This window comes from Sphingobacteriaceae bacterium (genome assembly GCA_002319075.1).
Classification (GTDB): Bacteria; Bacteroidota; Bacteroidia; order B-17B0; family Aurantibacillaceae; genus Aurantibacillus.
This window is the reverse complement of record NVQB01000001.1, coordinates 702191-717884: the sequence shown is the minus strand read 5'-3', so window position 1 is coordinate 717884 and position 15694 is coordinate 702191. Positions and strand designations below refer to the sequence as shown.

14 protein-coding genes are annotated in these 15694 nt (G+C 37.6%); 1 reads left to right on the top strand and 13 read right to left on the bottom strand.

The window, feature by feature from the left end; genetic code table 11:
* Positions 1-150: 150 nt before the first annotated feature.
* The 13 genes from CNR22_03270 to CNR22_03210 form a co-directional block, all read right to left on the bottom strand.
* Positions 151-1296, bottom strand: coding sequence for a cyclopropane-fatty-acyl-phospholipid synthase (locus CNR22_03270; protein PBQ34799.1), 1146 nt, complete (start codon positions 1294-1296; stop codon positions 151-153).
* 155 nt (positions 1297-1451) lie between these two features.
* A complete protein-coding gene (locus CNR22_03265; GenBank protein PBQ30833.1) occupies positions 1452-2243 on the bottom strand; it encodes a hypothetical protein in 792 nt (263 codons plus the stop codon).
* Complete coding sequence (locus tag CNR22_03260; GenBank protein PBQ30832.1) at positions 2243-3487, bottom strand: NADP transhydrogenase subunit alpha; 1245 nt, start codon at positions 3485-3487, stop codon at positions 2243-2245. The genes CNR22_03265 and CNR22_03260 overlap by 1 nt, the downstream gene beginning before the upstream one ends.
* Positions 3487-4620: an alpha/beta hydrolase gene (locus CNR22_03255; GenBank protein PBQ30831.1), complete on the bottom strand. Its 1134-nt coding sequence runs from the start codon at positions 4618-4620 to the stop codon at positions 3487-3489. Before CNR22_03255 ends, CNR22_03260 begins: the two co-directional genes overlap by 1 nt.
* 1 nt (position 4621) lies before the next feature.
* Positions 4622-5653, bottom strand: coding sequence for an SAM-dependent methyltransferase (locus tag CNR22_03250; GenBank protein ID PBQ30830.1), 1032 nt, complete (start codon positions 5651-5653; stop codon positions 4622-4624).
* Between the two features lie 30 nt (positions 5654-5683).
* The gene (locus CNR22_03245; protein ID PBQ30829.1) at positions 5684-6463 is read right to left on the bottom strand and encodes a hypothetical protein; all 780 of its coding nucleotides are present in this window, start codon (positions 6461-6463) and stop codon (positions 5684-5686) included.
* Between the two features lie 124 nt (positions 6464-6587).
* A complete protein-coding gene (locus CNR22_03240; protein ID PBQ30828.1) occupies positions 6588-7316 on the bottom strand; it encodes a bifunctional demethylmenaquinone methyltransferase/2-methoxy-6-polyprenyl-1,4-benzoquinol methylase UbiE in 729 nt (242 codons plus the stop codon).
* 69 nt (positions 7317-7385) lie between these two features.
* Entirely contained in the window at positions 7386-7787 is a 402-nt protein-coding gene (locus CNR22_03235) for a GxxExxY protein (GenBank protein PBQ30827.1), read from the bottom strand.
* A 52-nt stretch (positions 7788-7839) separates the two neighbouring features.
* On the bottom strand, positions 7840-8856 hold the full coding sequence (locus tag CNR22_03230; GenBank protein ID PBQ30826.1) for a D-glycero-beta-D-manno-heptose-7-phosphate kinase: 1017 nt from the start codon (positions 8854-8856) through the stop codon (positions 7840-7842).
* A gap of 16 nt (positions 8857-8872) precedes the next feature.
* Positions 8873-10069 (bottom strand): aspartate aminotransferase, encoded by a 1197-nt coding sequence (locus CNR22_03225; protein PBQ30825.1) that lies wholly within the window; start codon positions 10067-10069, stop codon positions 8873-8875.
* 91 nt (positions 10070-10160) lie between these two features.
* Positions 10161-10649, bottom strand: a complete 489-nt coding sequence (locus tag CNR22_03220) for an N-acetyltransferase (GenBank protein PBQ34798.1) — start codon at positions 10647-10649, stop codon at positions 10161-10163.
* A 34-nt stretch (positions 10650-10683) separates the two neighbouring features.
* Positions 10684-11883 (bottom strand): GTPase HflX, encoded by a 1200-nt coding sequence (gene hflX, locus CNR22_03215; GenBank protein ID PBQ30824.1) that lies wholly within the window; start codon positions 11881-11883, stop codon positions 10684-10686.
* Between the two features lie 8 nt (positions 11884-11891).
* Positions 11892-12533: a hypothetical protein gene (locus tag CNR22_03210; protein ID PBQ30823.1), complete on the bottom strand. Its 642-nt coding sequence runs from the start codon at positions 12531-12533 to the stop codon at positions 11892-11894.
* A gap of 97 nt (positions 12534-12630) precedes the next feature.
* Here CNR22_03210 and CNR22_03205 point away from each other — a divergent pair, with 97 nt between their 5' ends.
* Entirely contained in the window at positions 12631-15693 is a 3063-nt protein-coding gene (locus CNR22_03205; GenBank protein PBQ30822.1) for an amidohydrolase, read from the top strand.
* Position 15694: the final 1 nt, after the last annotated feature.

The window sequence follows — 15694 nt, the reverse complement described above, 5'->3', positions numbered from 1 at the left end:
AGGTCATTTTGAACCGGGAAGTTCATAAGTTCCGAGGTCAGATAAGATTCTGGCTATCCTTTTGGAGACTATTTATCAGGGAGAATTTAGTAGGGGCACTCAATGTTTAAAGCTGTTAGCCAGAAGAACCAATACAAGAAAGCTTTTTTATTAGCGTCCTGTATTATTTGGACGCGTATAAACCAGTTGCATCACATGAATGTTACGCATGGCAAAAGCGGCTTCGCAATAAGCAAAATAGTAATTCCATTTGCGCACAAAATAATCGTCGAAGCCTAATTTTTTTACGCCCTCAATATTTTTTTGAAATTCTTGCTGCCAGATCTTTAAAGTGTGAGCGTAATCTAAACCAATATCTTTTAGATCGACCAAAGTGAGGTCGCACACTTCATTTATAGATTTGTTGATCGCGGCCACAGAAGGCAAGAGCGAACCAGGAAAAATATGCTTCTGAATCCAGTCCACGCCGTTTTTTAAATTCTCGAAACGGGTATCCGGACACGTAATTACCTGGATCGCAAAAATTCCGTCTTTTTTCAAAAGATCGCTACATTTTTTAAAATACTGATTATAGAATTCAGCTCCAACAGCTTCTAACATTTCGATGGAAACGAGCTTGTCAAATTTCCCTTCCATCAAACGGTAATCTTTTAAAATTACCGAAACTCTGTCACCCAGATTTTCTTTTTGAATACGTTCGTTGGCTAATTTAAATTGTTCTTCTGAGATTGTTAAACTCGTTACTTTGCACCCATACGTTTTAGCAATGTAGATCGCATTACCGCCCCAACCACTTCCTATTTCAAGAACATGGTCGCTGGGCTTTAGATGAAGCTCCTGGCATAAACGATCGTACTTCGCTAACTGGGCTTCTTCAAGCGTCATACCTTCTTCCTTAAAGTAAGCAGAAGAATAGGTCATTGTAGGATCAAGAAAAAGCGAGAAAAATGCGTTATTTAAATCGTAATGCGCTGCTATATTTTTTTTGGAGCCACCAACCGTATTTATTCTTTTGGAGTGATAAATTTTATTAAAAAATTTCAGAGCATTAATAATAGTGCTTTGGGTCTTGCTTCCGGAAATACTAGGCGCATTGTCTATATTCAAAAGAAACCATCTAATAACTGTTTGAATATTTGAGGTTTCCCATTCACCTTCTACATATGCTTCTCCAAAGCCTATGTCACCATAAAGAACACACCGCTTGAAAAAATTGTGATCTTTAATATCTATGTTAGCGTGAATGTTTCCATCTCCATTCCCGAAAGCTAATTCTTGCCCACCTGGAAGCCTCATCGTAAGAGTTCCAAGTTGCATTTTTGAAAATAAATTAACAAGAATTCTTTCGTAGAACCCTTGTTTAGTACTTATACTTATAGTTGTTGACATTCTTATTGTTACGAATTTAGCTATTTCCCCATGTTAAACAAAAAATTCATTTGGGGTGTTTTTTACTCATATTTACGAAAAACACCTCTTTGAAGATCTGCGTTTTTGGATTTTTTATGATAAGGTAATTTTTTAAGATAGAGCAGCAGTGCCTGCCAATGAATCAGTGCAATAATCCTGAGAGTTAAAAAAGGAAAGCGCAAACTGTACAAAAGAAGGTTAGCATTGGTTAATTGTTTTTTAGTTCCGGTAAGCGTACTTATAAAAAAACGGTGTCCGTCTTTATAATCATCAATACGGATATTGAGTTTATCTTTTGGAGCGCTGATAGTAAAATCAAAATTCGTATCGTGATCTATAAACGGAGAAACATAAAAGTACTTCGTTGTATGAAGATGAAAGCTGTCTCCGGTTTTTGTTTCTTCACCGAGATAATAAGGTTTCATTTCACGAAATGTATTGCTCACTTCAGCTATTGCGCATTCAGCGGTAGTATTTCTGTCGAGTATAAAGTAAAAAGACACCGGGTTAAAATTATAACCAAGAATGTTCAGATTCGTCAGTAACATTATCTTTTGATCAACATAATTGAAGCCGTTTTGTTTCAAATAATCAATAATGTGTTCTTTAGTGTTTTTAGAAGGATCAGGTTTTTCGAGAGGTAATTGCAAATGTTCTTTGTCGCGAAAGGAAAAGAAATTGAATTTATTGCGGCTAAGGAGCCAGAATTTTTTTGTAATGACATCTAATTCATCCAGGTCGATGTAAAACATAAACACATTATAATGAAACCGGTGAGATTTCGGTTTAATACGGTTATGCATTACTGTGGCTCTATATAAACTGCTGTTCATTATAATTTTTCGCAAAGTTTAACCGCGCTCGCAAAAGCGTCTTCATGAAAGCCATAGTTGAAATAGCTACCACAAAAATACAACGGACCGGTGTCATTTAAAGAAGAAAGCTCTTTTTGTGCACTAACAGCAGGAACATCAAATAGTGGGTGCTCGTATATTATTTCCTTCACCAGCTTTTCTTTCGCGATGCTATTTGCAAATGCACCTATAGAAACAAAATAGTTTTTCTTTTTACTTACACCCTGTAAACTGTTCATCCAATAAATGGTTGTAGGAAGTAATTCTCCATTGATATTCTCTATCCTGTAATTCCAGCTGCTCCAGGTCTTTTTTGTTTTTGGCATCACTGATTCATCTGTATGAACGGTTGCAATATTTTTTTGATATTTAAAAGCGCTTAAGAGTCTTTTCTCGTCGGGCGTTGGATGGTCAAGCAGTTTTAAAGTTTGATCGGCATGCGAAGCAAAAATAACCTTATCAAATTCATGGTAACTACCATCTTTTAAATGAACGGTTGCTTTTCCATTTTCTCTGATGACTCTTACAACGGCGTTATTTATTCTTATTTTGTCTTTAAACGGCGCAATAAGGATTTTTTTATAAGATTCACTTCCATTTTCAAGGGTATACCATTGATGCTGTGTGTTTAACCCTAAAAATCCATGGTTTTTAAAAAAACGAATCAGAGTTAATGCAGGAAAATCAAGCATCTTATCCATGGGCGTGCTCCACACGGCTGAACTCATTGGAACGAGGTACTTCCAAAGCATGTCTTCGCTGAATTTAAATTCTTTAATGAAGTGCCGCAGCGAATGGTTTGTATAATTTTGATCCTCCAGAATTTCCTGGCTTATTTTATTGAAACGCGAAATTTCCATCAACATTTTAATATATGGAATATTAAAAATATTTTTTCGCTGCGCAAATAAACCATTCAAGCCTGATCCACAATATTCCAAACCGCTTGGCCTATATTGCACACTAAAAGACATATCCGTTTTTTTTATTGGAGCACCAATCTCTTTAAATAATTTTACAAGGTTTGGATAAGTTTCGAAATTAAAAACCATGAAGCCCGTATCCATAAAAACAGGTTTTTCACCTTCATCTACACTAACCGTATTCGTATGACCGCCTATATAATCGTTCTGCTCAAAAAGGGTCAAATCATACTTCTTATTTAGAAAGTGACCACATCCCATGCCGGCAATACCGGTACCTATAATTGCTAATTTCTGCATTACTGATTCGTGACTGAATTTATAAAACGTTCTATACTATATGTGCTTATTTGTCCGCTTGGTCCGCAAATGTTGTAATCGCAACCATGCGTTGCCCAGGGAAGATTTAAGAAATAATGAGGCACATGCTTACTTTCTAATTTTTCGTTTAAACGAACACTGTGATAATAAGAAACCAGCGCATCATTTGGGCCGTGAATCAAAAGAGTAGGGGGAGAATTCTGTTCAGCAAAGTCGAATGAGCTGGCTTCATGATATTTTTCCGGCAACACATCAATCAGTGCTCCCAGATAATCGGTAAAGACTTTGTCGGTATTTAAAACAAGTTTATTTGATTTAATGCGAGCGCCCCAAACCATGTCGGCGGGACCATATAAGGATACAACACCTTTAACATTTGGATCGTGGAACGTGTAAGCAGCCACCAGGGCAATTTGCGCACCCGCGGATCTTCCCAATAGAACAAAATTTGTTGTATCGATATTTAAATTTTCAGCATGACTAATGAGATACTGCATAGCTTCTTTGGTGTCTTCTACTGGCGCCGGTGATTTATATGTTGGCGCTAGTCTATAGTTGATGGCTGCAACATGGTATCCGACATTCGACAAGTAACTATTCAATGCCGGAAGCTGTTTGCTGTCACCGCCGGCCCACGAGCCGCCATGAATAACTATGATACAAGGACGTTTTCCGCTGAGTGCAGCTTTATAAAAGTCAAGATGCAACTCGCGTTCAGGTAATTTTTTGTACGTGAAAATTTCTGGTTGAACTTCTTTGATACCAATACCGCTGAACATTTTTGTAAACGAAAAGGGAGAATCGAGATGTTTAATGTTTTGATTAAAAGGAAAGTTCTTTGAAAGATCGTGTTCAAGATGTTTTCCTCTGAAGTAAACTTCAATAACTGGTAAAAAATAAATAAAAGTTGCAAGTCCTGATAGCGTTAACAGTGCGATTTTAAATTTATCTGCATAAAGGCAAGAAACAAAAAATACAAGTGAAGTTAAAGTAGAGATCCAGGGAAATTCGGTAACGGCAACTTGCACCAGCCAGAAAAAATTTGTTGGCGCCTTAAAAAGTACCAACAGCGAAAGAAGCAAAAGAATAACAGCAATAATGAGTCGCCACATATTATTTTTTATTAAATAAATAATGACTTACAATCCATTCTTCTCCTTTGTTAAAACCCCAAAGTTCGGCGCAGGCCATATAAAAAAGTCGCCAGTAAACCCACCATTTAACCGCCTGATCTTTGCCATAAGTAGTTTCAAACAAAGGCATAATCTGTTCACGATGCTTGTCCATATTTTGCAACCAGGCTTCAGAAGTCTTGCTATAGTTCATTCCGTTAACGTGCCAGTGTTTTTCAATACTTAATTTTTCATTAAAGTATAAAAGAAGATCATCGCTTGGCATAATTCCTCCAGTGAAAAAATATTTACTCATCCAGTCAGTCTCATCAATCACTTCAAACTTGTAAGCATACTCTTTGTGAGTGAAAATATGCACAAAAAGTTTCCCTTCTGGTTTCAGCGCTGAGGCAACAAGGGCCATAAGTTTTTCATAGTTCCTCATGTGTTCAAACATTTCAACAGAAACCACGCGATCAAATTTTCCTTCTTCAGGTTTGAAGTCATTAATATTACTGGTGATAACCAACAAATTTTTAATACCTCTTTGTTTGGCTTGCTCGTCAATATATATTTTCTGTGTACGCGAATTTGACACAACCGTAAAATTACTTTGTGGAAATTTGGCGGACATAAACAGAGATAAAGATCCCCATCCGCAGCCAAGTTCCAGCACAGTTTGACCATTGGATAATTCGGCGCGTGCGCAGGTTAGCTCTAACATATCTTTTTCAGACGTGTCAATGTCGCTTACACCATCTTTCCAGTAGCCACTACTGTACTTTAAATGTTTGCCAAGACAATAGCGGTAAAATTCTGTTGGAACTTCATAATGCTGTTCATTTGCTTCCTGGGTGTTGATGGCTATAGGAGAGCTTTTTAATTCGGCTATCAGGTTCATCAGATGAAGCTGGTTGGCTTCGGTACTCCCTTTATTTTCGTCTTTTAAGCGCTGTTTTAAAAGTTTACGAATGCCAATACGAATAAGAGAATCTGGAATTTTATTTTGTTCTAACAGTGAATTATACCACATAAAGAAAATGAATGATTTTTATTGATAGAATTATTTTTTCTTAAGCCAGGGAACGAACACACTCGTTGTTCTTTGATATTCCTTATAGGCTTCGCCTTTGCTCCTGACAGCTTGTTCTTCTGTCATAGGAATTCCGGTTACTTTAAAAATAAGATAACCGATGGAAAGCGGACAGATAATAGCAAGCCATCCATAATGACTCGGAAGAGCAAAAATCAGTACAGAAACCCAAATCGAAAATTGGAAAAAGTAGTTGGGGTGTCTGGAGTAATTCCAAAGTCCATATTGACAAACCTTCCCTTTATTTTCCGGCTGTTTTTTAAAGTACTGCAGTTGCCAGTCAGAAATACCTTCACCAAGGATACATAAAAACCAAAGTGAAGCGCCAAAATATTCGACTGCAGAAATTTCTGTGTTCGGATTTAGAGCGATAATAAAAAAGGGAATAGCCAGCATAACGTTTGAAAAAGCCTGCATTTGAAAAAAGAAAAAGAATTTTGTCGAGTTCCACTCTTCCCTTAGTTTTTTATACCGCCCTTCTTCCACATCGAGGTGAGATCCAACGCGAATCAAAAGATAAATGCCCAACCGTAAACTCCATAACGCAGCCAGGCCACAAACAAGTGTTTTACGCCCTGTAAATCCATCGGCAAGAAGCCAGGTAATTATGGCAATCACCAAAAAATTAAACGCCCAGAAAATATCTACTATCCCGTTATTCTTAATTTTTAGCGCCCATAGCCACACAATAAGCATGATACTGGCAACTGCCGCCCACGAAATTAAAGGAATAAATAAATACTGACTCATATAAAAAAGTTAAATCCTCTGTATAACAAAGTACCAGCTTTTAAGTTTAAATTGCTGTAATTAAACTTACGAATAAAAGCGTTAAAAGGATCTAAAAAAACTGGTTTTACTTATAAACAGATAGCTATTTTTCTCCGGCATAAATAGCGGCAATGCCAAAGCTCAGAGATTTAAAAGAGGTGTTTTTATACCCTATTGTTTTTAGAATGTCTGTAAACTTTTCATTGTGCGGAAACGCTTTTACGCTTTCGGTAAGGTATGTGTATGCACGGGTATCTTTAGAAAAAATTCTTCCAATAAAGGGTGTCACTTTAGAAAAATAGAAATTATAAAAATTCTTAATCAAAACGTTTTTCGGATAAGAAAATTCAAGTACAATAAGCTGTCCACCTGGTTTAAGCATGCGGTAAAGATTGCTTAACCCGGTATTTAAATTTTGAAAATTACGAACGCCAAAACCAACTACAATGGCGTCGAAACTATTATCAGGAAAAGCTACTGTTTCTGCATTGCCATTTTTTAAAGAGATAATAGAATCTAATTTTAGTTGTTTAAGTTTTTCTCTGCCGTACTTCATCATGCCATCGCTGATGTCAATGCCTATAATGGATTCAGGCTTTAATTTAGCGCACTCAATTGCGAAGTCTCCCGTGCCGGTAGCAACATCCAGTATTTTTTTCGGTTGTTTTGCTTTTAGGAGGTTGACGCATTTTTTTCTCCAGCCTTTGTGAATTCCCAAAGAGAGAATACTATTTAAAAGATCATAACGTTTTGCAATGTTATCGAACATTTGCGCAACTTGTTCTTTTTTTTCTTCCTGGGTATTGTAAGGGGTAACGTTATCGTGTTGCATATGTTATGTTTTTAACACAGAGACACCGGGTGAGAGAGTTCACTGAGTTTTATAGATTTATTACTTTATTTAGTTATTTAGATCACCATTTATCCGCCTGCTTCCACCGTTTTTCAATAGATCTTCATTAAAATTAATTAAAAGGCCGGGTTTTTTTGCGTGGAGTTTTAAATAAGTTACAAGTTGAGCTTCATGAATTGGAAGAATTTTTTCAAAGGATTTAATTTCCGGAACTAAAACTTCACTCATTAAAATGGCGAGCATAAAATGCTTATCGAGAATGTGGTTTCTAAATACAACTGGAATTTTAAGCTGACTTTCGACCTTCAAACCTTCTTCTCTTAGTACTTTAATTAAGCAATGTTCGTTTACCGTTTCCAATAAACCGGCACCTGGTTCCTTATGAACTTCAATAGCAGATCTGATAGCTAATTCGGTCAGAGTGTTATATTCTATTTCGGTGTACTTCATTTAGATTATAAATCTCTGTGTCCTCATTTTCTCAGTGCCTCCGGGTTGACCGTTACCGGACAAATTCGAGTTTCAGCGATTCTTCCAGTAATTGCTCCTTGTCTATAGGAACAACTCCTATCTGCTCGCAAACAAGCCCACCGGAAAGATTAGAGATGGCCGCGGTTAAAATATCATTACAGTCTAAAGCTCTGCATAAAGAAGCCACGCTGATTACAGTATCGCCGGCGCCGCTCACATCTGCAATGCTGCGAATGTGTGCAGGAATATGTTCTTTTACTTTTCTTGAATTTGTAATTACACCTTTTTCAGCAAGAGTAACTAAAACTGTTTCCACTTTTTGTTTTACGCGAAAACTGCTTACTGCTCTTTGTAATTCGTTAACGTTATCTCCGCTAATATCAAGCTTAACGCCTTCACGCAATTCTTTTAAATTGGGCTTGAATAAACTCACACCTTTGTAAGAATTGAAGTTTCTTTTCTTAGGATCCACACAAGTTGGAATGCCTTTACTTTTCGTGAGCTCAACTACTTTAGAAATTAATCTAGGAGTAATTAATCCTTTATTGTAGTCTTCGAAAATCACGACATCAATTTTATCGTGCGTTAAAATGTAAGAAATGAGAGTAAGCAATTGTTGCGTTTCAGAAGTAGTGATATCTCCTTCTTCTTCCTCATCTACACGTAAAAGTTGAGAATTATTGCCCATTACGCGCGTTTTAACCGTGGTAACACGGTCGCGGCTTTTAAGAATTCCTTTCTGACTCAATTTCTGAGTTTTCAAAAGATCCATAAAAGTTTGTCCTTCATAGTCTACTCCAATTACTGAACAAAGAATCGGATTAGCACCAAGCGCTTGAATATTTAAAGCTACATTGGCCGCTCCTCCTAACCTTCTTTCTTTTTTACCAACCGCTACAATAGGAACTGGTGCTTCCGGAGAAATCCTGCTTACCTTACCCCACAAATAACTGTCAATCATCACGTCTCCAATAATTAAAACGTTTAGGTCGTTAAAGTCTTTAAAAATTTCGCGAACGCGTTCTTTTTTAATTGAAAATTTTTTCATTTTTTATATACGGAAATTACTGAAGTTTGGCGAGCGCTTCCTTCATGCGTTTTAAAGCTTCTATTAATTTTTCTTCACTCGTGGCATAGGAGAAACGGATATAGTTATCTTCACCGAAAGCCGCACCTGGCACCAGAGCGAGAAAGCCCTCATCTAGTAAAAATAGAGTAAGGTCGGTGCCGTTTTTGATAACGTGATCTTTATATTTCTTTCCAAAATAGTATGAAATTTCAGGATAAACATAAAACGCGCCTTGCGGTGTATTGGTTTTTAACCCGGGAATATCTTTCATTAATTTCAGAACAAGATCTCTGCGTTTTAAAAATGCATCACGCATAGGTTCGATGTATGTTTTGTAATCGAGTTCCATGGCTTTATGCATTGCTTTTTGGGTGATGCTTGAAGTAGCTGAAGTAAACTGGCCTTGCATTTTATCGCAGGCTTGAGCAATCCATTTTGGTGCAGCCATAATTCCACCTCGCCAGCCTGTCATCGCAAAGCCTTTAGAAACACCATTAATGGTGATAACCTGGTCTTTAATAAAATCAAACTGCGCAAAACTTTCATGACCACCAACAAAATTGATGTGCTCATAAATTTCATCACTCAAAATATAAAGTTCAGGATGTTTTGCAACAACTTCCGCCAGTGCTTTTAATTCTGCTTTACTGTATACACTTCCTGTTGGATTACAAGGAGTGCTTAGCATGAGCATTTTTGTTTTTGGCGTAATGGCTTTTTCTAATTGCTCGGCAGATATTTTAAAGTCTGATTCAATAGTAGTGTCGATAATAATTGGGGTGCCTTCAGCGAGTTTCAGAATTTCAAGATAGCTTACCCAAAAAGGACCTGGAATAATAACTTCGTCACCAGGATTTACCAAGCATAAAACAGCGTTTGCTATACTTTGTTTGGCACCCGTAGAAACAACAATTTCATCAGCGGTATACTGTAAACCGTTATCGCGTTTAAATTTTTCACAAATGGCTTCACGTAATTCCAGGTAACCTGAAACATGCGTGTAATAACTGAAATTATCGTCAATGGCTTTTTTTGCAGCGTCTTTTATGATCTGAGGTGTTGCAAAATCCGGCTCGCCTAAACTTAAACTAATGATGTCAATCCCCTTCGCTTTTAATTCACGACTTTTTCGCGCCATAGCAATGGTTTGTGACTCGGAGATCTTATTTACTCTATTTGATAGCTGTCCCATAGAAATTTTGTAATCAACAAATCTAATAACAATTCTTGAATGTGAAGGATATAAAATTTAAAGATTTTGGTGATCGGAAGTTAAATAAAAATTAAACTTTTTTTCCTAAAATCAGGAGGTCGCGCATAGTGCCATCCATGTTTGCCACTTCAGGAAAATGTGCCCATTTTTCAAAACCAAAAGCGTAAAATAAAGTAAGGCTGGCCTGGTTATGGCCGAAGATAAATCCAAGAAGAGAATGAATATTTAATTTTGGAGCTGTGTCTATAGCCTTTTGCAGACAAGCCTTTCCAAGACCTTTTCCTCTGAGTGTTTCTTCCAGGTAAATACTTACTTCAACAGTTCCATCGTAAGCAGGTCGGCCATAAAAGGAATTGAAGCTCATCCAGCCGGCATAATCGCCGTTATAAACAACTAACCATAAAGGTCTTTTTTGTGGAGTATGCAAGTCAAACCAGGCCTGTTTACTTTCTACACTTACTTCTTCAAGATCAGCTGTAACAATTCGTGAAGCTACTGTCGAATTGTAAGTCTTTACGATTTTTGCAAGATCTTTTTGCTCTGCGTATTTAAACTCTATGTTCAATGTCTACGTGTCTTGTATCTTCTCGGTTCTAATAAAGCAAATTGTTATAAGGATAACGTTTTAAATGTAAGGTCTTAACCATTTCGTACACTGTCTTTTTAAACTCATCAAGACCGTCTTTATTTTCGGCGCTGATAAATAATACGGGATTATTGAGACTCTTCATCCAGGTGTTTTTAATTTCTTCCAGGGTCAGATTTTCTCTGGTAGCCGGCGTCAGGTCATCTTCTTCTTTGTGGGTGTAAGTAAAAGCGTCAATTTTATTAAACACAAGAATTGTTGGTTTGTCACCTGCACCAATATCCTGCAAAGTTTGTTTTACCACATTAATGTGCTCCTCAAAATTTTTATGCGAAATGTCTACTACATGAATAAGTACATCTGCTTCCCGCACTTCGTCAAGCGTAGATTTAAAACTTTCTACCAATTGTGTAGGAAGCTTCCGTATAAATCCAACAGTATCACTTAAAAGAAAAAATACGTTATCAAGTGTAACTTTTCGCACCGTTGTATCAAGTGTTGCAAATAACTTATTTTCCGCGAAAACATTGCTTTTACTTAAAAGATTCATGATGGTGCTTTTTCCAACATTGGTATACCCAACCAAAGCCACACGAATTAATTCGCCGCGATTTTTACGCTGAGTAGCCATTTGTTTGTCAATGTCGCGAAGACGTTCCTTCATCAAAGCTATTTTATCGCGCACAATCCGTCTGTCTGTTTCAATTTCTTTTTCGCCGGCACCACCACGGGTTCCCGTTCCGCCACGTTGACGCTCTAAGTGAGTCCACATCCCGGTTAAGCGGGGAAGCATGTATTGGTACTGCGCAAGTTGCACTTGTGTTTTAGCATGTGCCGTCTGAGCGCGTTGTTCGAATATTTCAAGAATTAAAGTTGTACGGTCGAGAATTTTTTTTCCTAATTCTTTTTCGAGATTTCTTTGTTGAGAAGGTGATAGTTCATCATCAAAAATAACAACATCGATAGCGTTCGCCAGCACAAAGTCTTTTACTTCTTGTAATTTCCCTTTCCCGATAAAAGTGGCCTTATCGGGCTTTTCTAATTTTTGAGTGAAAGTTTTTATGGTACTGAGACCGTAAGTCTCTGCTAAAAAAGCAAGTTCGTCAAGATATTCTTTTGAGAGTCCGTCATCCTGCATTTTATTAATAACACCTATTAAAATGCAGCAATGAGAAGGAATGGCAGTGGAGATCGGTTCTGGTTTCATCTAAAAAATTAATGGCCTTTTAAATTGCTGTTTACATACTCAGCAATGGCCGCAGCTTGTTCCTCCGCTATGGTAGGATTTTCGTTAAGTGACGCGGCTGGCATCAGGCCTTTTCCATGAAGAATAATTTGTTTCATTTCTGCAACCTCCATTGTGGTTGCGCTTAAATCTTTTGCCCCACTGGCTCCTAATTTTCCATCGTTACCATGACAAACAACGCAATTTGCTTTAAAAAGTTTTTCTCCATCGTTAGAAGCAATCACTTCTCCGCCATCCTTTGGTATACCCTTCTTTTTATGATAAGATTCTGCTAAGCCAAAACTTCCAGTAATCATCAACAAACTAAGTGCAGCCAAAATTTTATTCGATTTTCTGAAGCCAATTACCGCTACAGGAATCGAGGCAAGTACCAGAATTATTTTAATATAGAAAAGATAGTCGTATTTCCCTCCAAAAGGTAACTGGGTGGCTAAATACACTCCGGTAATAAGAAATAGAAAACTTACGATCATTTCTACCACTTTTATTTTTTTTGTGAACGTGGCCAGAAGATCATTTTTATTACTTAACAATAAAATAGTTTTGATCACGTAGATCAACAAAAACAGTACAACAACTAAATAATGCGTGTGTAAAATTCCTTTATACATAATTTAAATTTTAACGGTAAAATTAGCAATATATACAAACAATAAAAACCGCTTTACCATTAGTTATTTTAGTAAATCTCATTAAATTTGGTGGTTTATGAGGAAAATTTATTTACAAATTCTTGCATGGTTAACGATTTCTTTCGGCTTGTCGGGCCAAAGCACGTTCCCCAGTAATGGCGCCCCCTTCAATCCTCATACGCTTTATGCCTTTACCAATGCCACTATTTACCTCGATTTTGAAACGGTCTTAAAAAATAGTGTTTTGCTCATACAGGATGGAAAAGTGGTGAATTGCGGCGAAAAGCTCGAAATTCCTAAAAATGCAACCGTTTACGATCTCAAAGGAAAATTTATTTACCCGTCTTTTATTGATTTATATAGCGATTATGGTGTGCCTCCAAATAGATTTCAAAAAAAGGAAGCGGGCCCTCAAATGGAAAGTAACTACAAAGGTGCTTTCGGTTGGAACCAGGCAATACGCCCAAATATTGAGTCGTATAAACTTTTCACTCACGCAGTAGATAAGGCCGAGGAACTAAAAAAAATGGGATTCGGAACCGTTCTTTCTTGTCCGAAGGACGGAATTGTTAGGGGTAGCGGAGTGCTTGTAAACCTGAACACGGGTCGCGAAAATGAAAGTATTGTACTAGATAAAGCAGCCGGGTTTTACTCTTTTAGCAAAGGTTCTTCGCCTCAGGATTACCCTAGTTCGTTAACAGGAGGCATTGCATTGTTGCGCCAAACTTATCTCGACGCTTCCTGGTACGCGCAGGCAAAAGCTAAAACAGAATTTAATATCACGCTCGACGATTTTAATAAGCTACAAACACTTCCATCCATCTTTGAAGCCAACGATAAATACAATGATCTGCGGGCAGCAAAAGTGGCAAAGGAATTTAATGGAAAGTATATTATCAAAGGAGGGGGAAATGAATATCAGCGGATTAGCGAAATTCAATCCACTGCATCAAGATTTATTATCCCGGTTAATTTTCCGGATGCATTCGATGTGGAAGATCCTTATGATGCAGAATTAATTTCTCTTGCTGAGCTAAAACACTGGGAACTTGCTCCGACAAATCCTTCAACTCTCGAAAAAAACAATATTCAATTTTGTTTTACTGCCTCCGATTTGAAAGATAAAAATCTTTTTCTCAAAAATGTTCGCAAGGCCGTTCAGTATGGACTTTCAGAAAAAGTAGCTTTAAAAGCTCTTACATTTAATCCTGCAGCTTTTGTAAATGCAGGTGATAAACTCGGAAGTTTAAAGAAAGGGTTTTATGCCAATTTTTTCATTAGTACAAAATCCATTTTTGAAGAGGATGCGTCCATTGTTCAACATTGGGTGAATGGCGAGCCTAATCTTTATGCAGATCTCAATGCGCCCGATATTCGCGGTAATTATATACTAAGTGTTCCTGGCAAAACCTACAGTGTGAAATTTACCGGTGACCTTGCAAAACCGAAGGCACAGATCCAAATGGATACAACGAAGAAAAGTTTTAATTATAGTTTCACTAATAACTTTTTGACCTTTAATTTTCCAACTGATTCTACTTCTGCCGTTAGAGGAACCGCTAACTATAACAAAGATTCAAAGAGTTTTAATGGCAACGGACAACTGGCAAACGGCAATTGGTTTGCTTTTGATATTACTTATCTCTCAGCAGCTGATACCGTTAAAAAAAACATAACACCCGTTGCAACGCCCTCATTAAATTTAGGTAAGATCATTTATCCCTTTAGTGCGTATGGAGAGGAGATGCAGGAAAGTAACGGAACTTTTAAAGATTCCTGGAATAAATTTAAGAGTCGTTATTCGGCAATGTTGATAAAAGATGCAACCGTATGGACCAATAGTGGCGATACTATTTTGAAGGAATACGACGTATATGTAGTGGATGGGAAAGTAGTTCGTATCGCGCCTAATATTGATGTTCCCAAATTAGCTTACGCAAAAGTAATTGATGGTAAAGGAAAACATTTAACGCCCGGAATCATTGACGAGCATAGCCATATCGCACTTACCGCAGGTGTTAACGAAGGAGCACAAGCCAGTAGCGCCGAGGTAAGAATGGGTGATGTGATTAATCCGGAAGATATAAATATTTACCGGCAACTCTCAGGAGGTGTTACCTGCGCTCAATTATTACATGGCTCGGCAAATCCTATTGGTGGTCAGAGCGTATTAATAAAATTACGGTGGGGACATAGCGCAGAAGATCTGAAATATGAAAAAGCAGATCAGTTCATAAAATTTGCGCTTGGCGAAAACGTAAAGCAAAGTAATTGGGGCGATCTCCAGCGTGTACGTTTTCCACAAACACGAATGGGTGTGGAACAGGTTTACGTCGATTTTTTTACAAGAGCAAAAGAATATGATAAACAAATGCAGACTTCCGTAAAAAATGGAACACTGATACCTTTTAGAAGAGATCTGGAACTGGAAGCGCTTGCAGAAATTCTAAACAAAAAAAGATTCATTACCTGTCACAGTTATGTACAAAGCGAGGTAAACATGCTAATGCACGTGGCCGATAGCTTTGGCTTTAAAGTGAATACTTTCACCCACATTCTTGAAGGGTATAAAGTGGCAGATAAAATGAAAGTGCATGGAGCGAATGCTTCTACGTTTTCAGATTGGTGGGCTTATAAAAATGAAGTGTTAGACGCTATTCCCTACAATGCCGCTCTAATGACGCGCATGGGTGTAAATGTTGCTATAAATAGCGATGATGCCGAAATGGCCAGGCGTTTAAACCAGGAGGCGGGTAAATGTGTAAAGTACGGCGGCCTCTCAGAAACAGAGGCTTTAAAACTAGTGACGTTAAATCCAGCGAAGATGCTGCACATTGATGACAAGGTAGGAAGTATTAAAGTAGGTAAGGTGGCTGATCTTGTTTTATGGACAGATAACCCCTTAAGCATCTACGCTAAGGTTGACAAAACATTAGTAGACGGACAAATTTATTTTGATCGGGAAGAAGACGCAAAGTTAAGGGAATATGTTCGCCTAGAAAAAGCAAGACTGGTTGCAAAACTACTGGTAGAAAAAAATAAGGGAACAAAAGTTGTGAAGCCACAGCCTAAGCAGCAACGTCTTTACCACTGCAATACTTTAGAAGGAATTTCAGAAGAAGAAACGGGACAGAGATAAC

Excerpts from the sequence above, each read along its gene's own strand:
- CNR22_03245 (PBQ30829.1), bottom strand. The coding sequence starts at position 6,463 with ATGAGTCAGTATTTATTTATTCCTTTAATTTCGTGGGCGGCAGTTGCC.
- CNR22_03265 (PBQ30833.1), bottom strand. The coding sequence starts at position 2,243 with ATGAACAGCAGTTTATATAGAGCCACAGTAATGCATAACCGTATTAAA.
- CNR22_03235 (PBQ30827.1), bottom strand. The coding sequence starts at position 7,787 with ATGAAGTACACCGAAATAGAATATAACACTCTGACCGAATTAGCTATC.
- CNR22_03230 (PBQ30826.1), bottom strand. The coding sequence starts at position 8,856 with ATGAAAAAATTTTCAATTAAAAAAGAACGCGTTCGCGAAATTTTTAAA.
- CNR22_03225 (PBQ30825.1), bottom strand. The coding sequence starts at position 10,069 with ATGGGACAGCTATCAAATAGAGTAAATAAGATCTCCGAGTCACAAACC.
- CNR22_03260 (PBQ30832.1), bottom strand. The coding sequence starts at position 3,487 with ATGCAGAAATTAGCAATTATAGGTACCGGTATTGCCGGCATGGGATGT.
- CNR22_03240 (PBQ30828.1), bottom strand. The coding sequence starts at position 7,316 with ATGCAACACGATAACGTTACCCCTTACAATACCCAGGAAGAAAAAAAA.
- CNR22_03250 (PBQ30830.1), bottom strand. The coding sequence starts at position 5,653 with ATGTGGTATAATTCACTGTTAGAACAAAATAAAATTCCAGATTCTCTT.
- hflX (PBQ30824.1), bottom strand. The coding sequence starts at position 11,883 with ATGAAACCAGAACCGATCTCCACTGCCATTCCTTCTCATTGCTGCATT.
- CNR22_03255 (PBQ30831.1), bottom strand. The coding sequence starts at position 4,620 with ATGTGGCGACTCATTATTGCTGTTATTCTTTTGCTTCTTTCGCTGTTG.
- CNR22_03210 (PBQ30823.1), bottom strand. The coding sequence starts at position 12,533 with ATGTATAAAGGAATTTTACACACGCATTATTTAGTTGTTGTACTGTTT.
- CNR22_03270 (PBQ34799.1), bottom strand. The coding sequence starts at position 1,296 with ATGAGGCTTCCAGGTGGGCAAGAATTAGCTTTCGGGAATGGAGATGGA.
- CNR22_03205 (PBQ30822.1), top strand. The coding sequence starts at position 12,631 with ATGAGGAAAATTTATTTACAAATTCTTGCATGGTTAACGATTTCTTTC.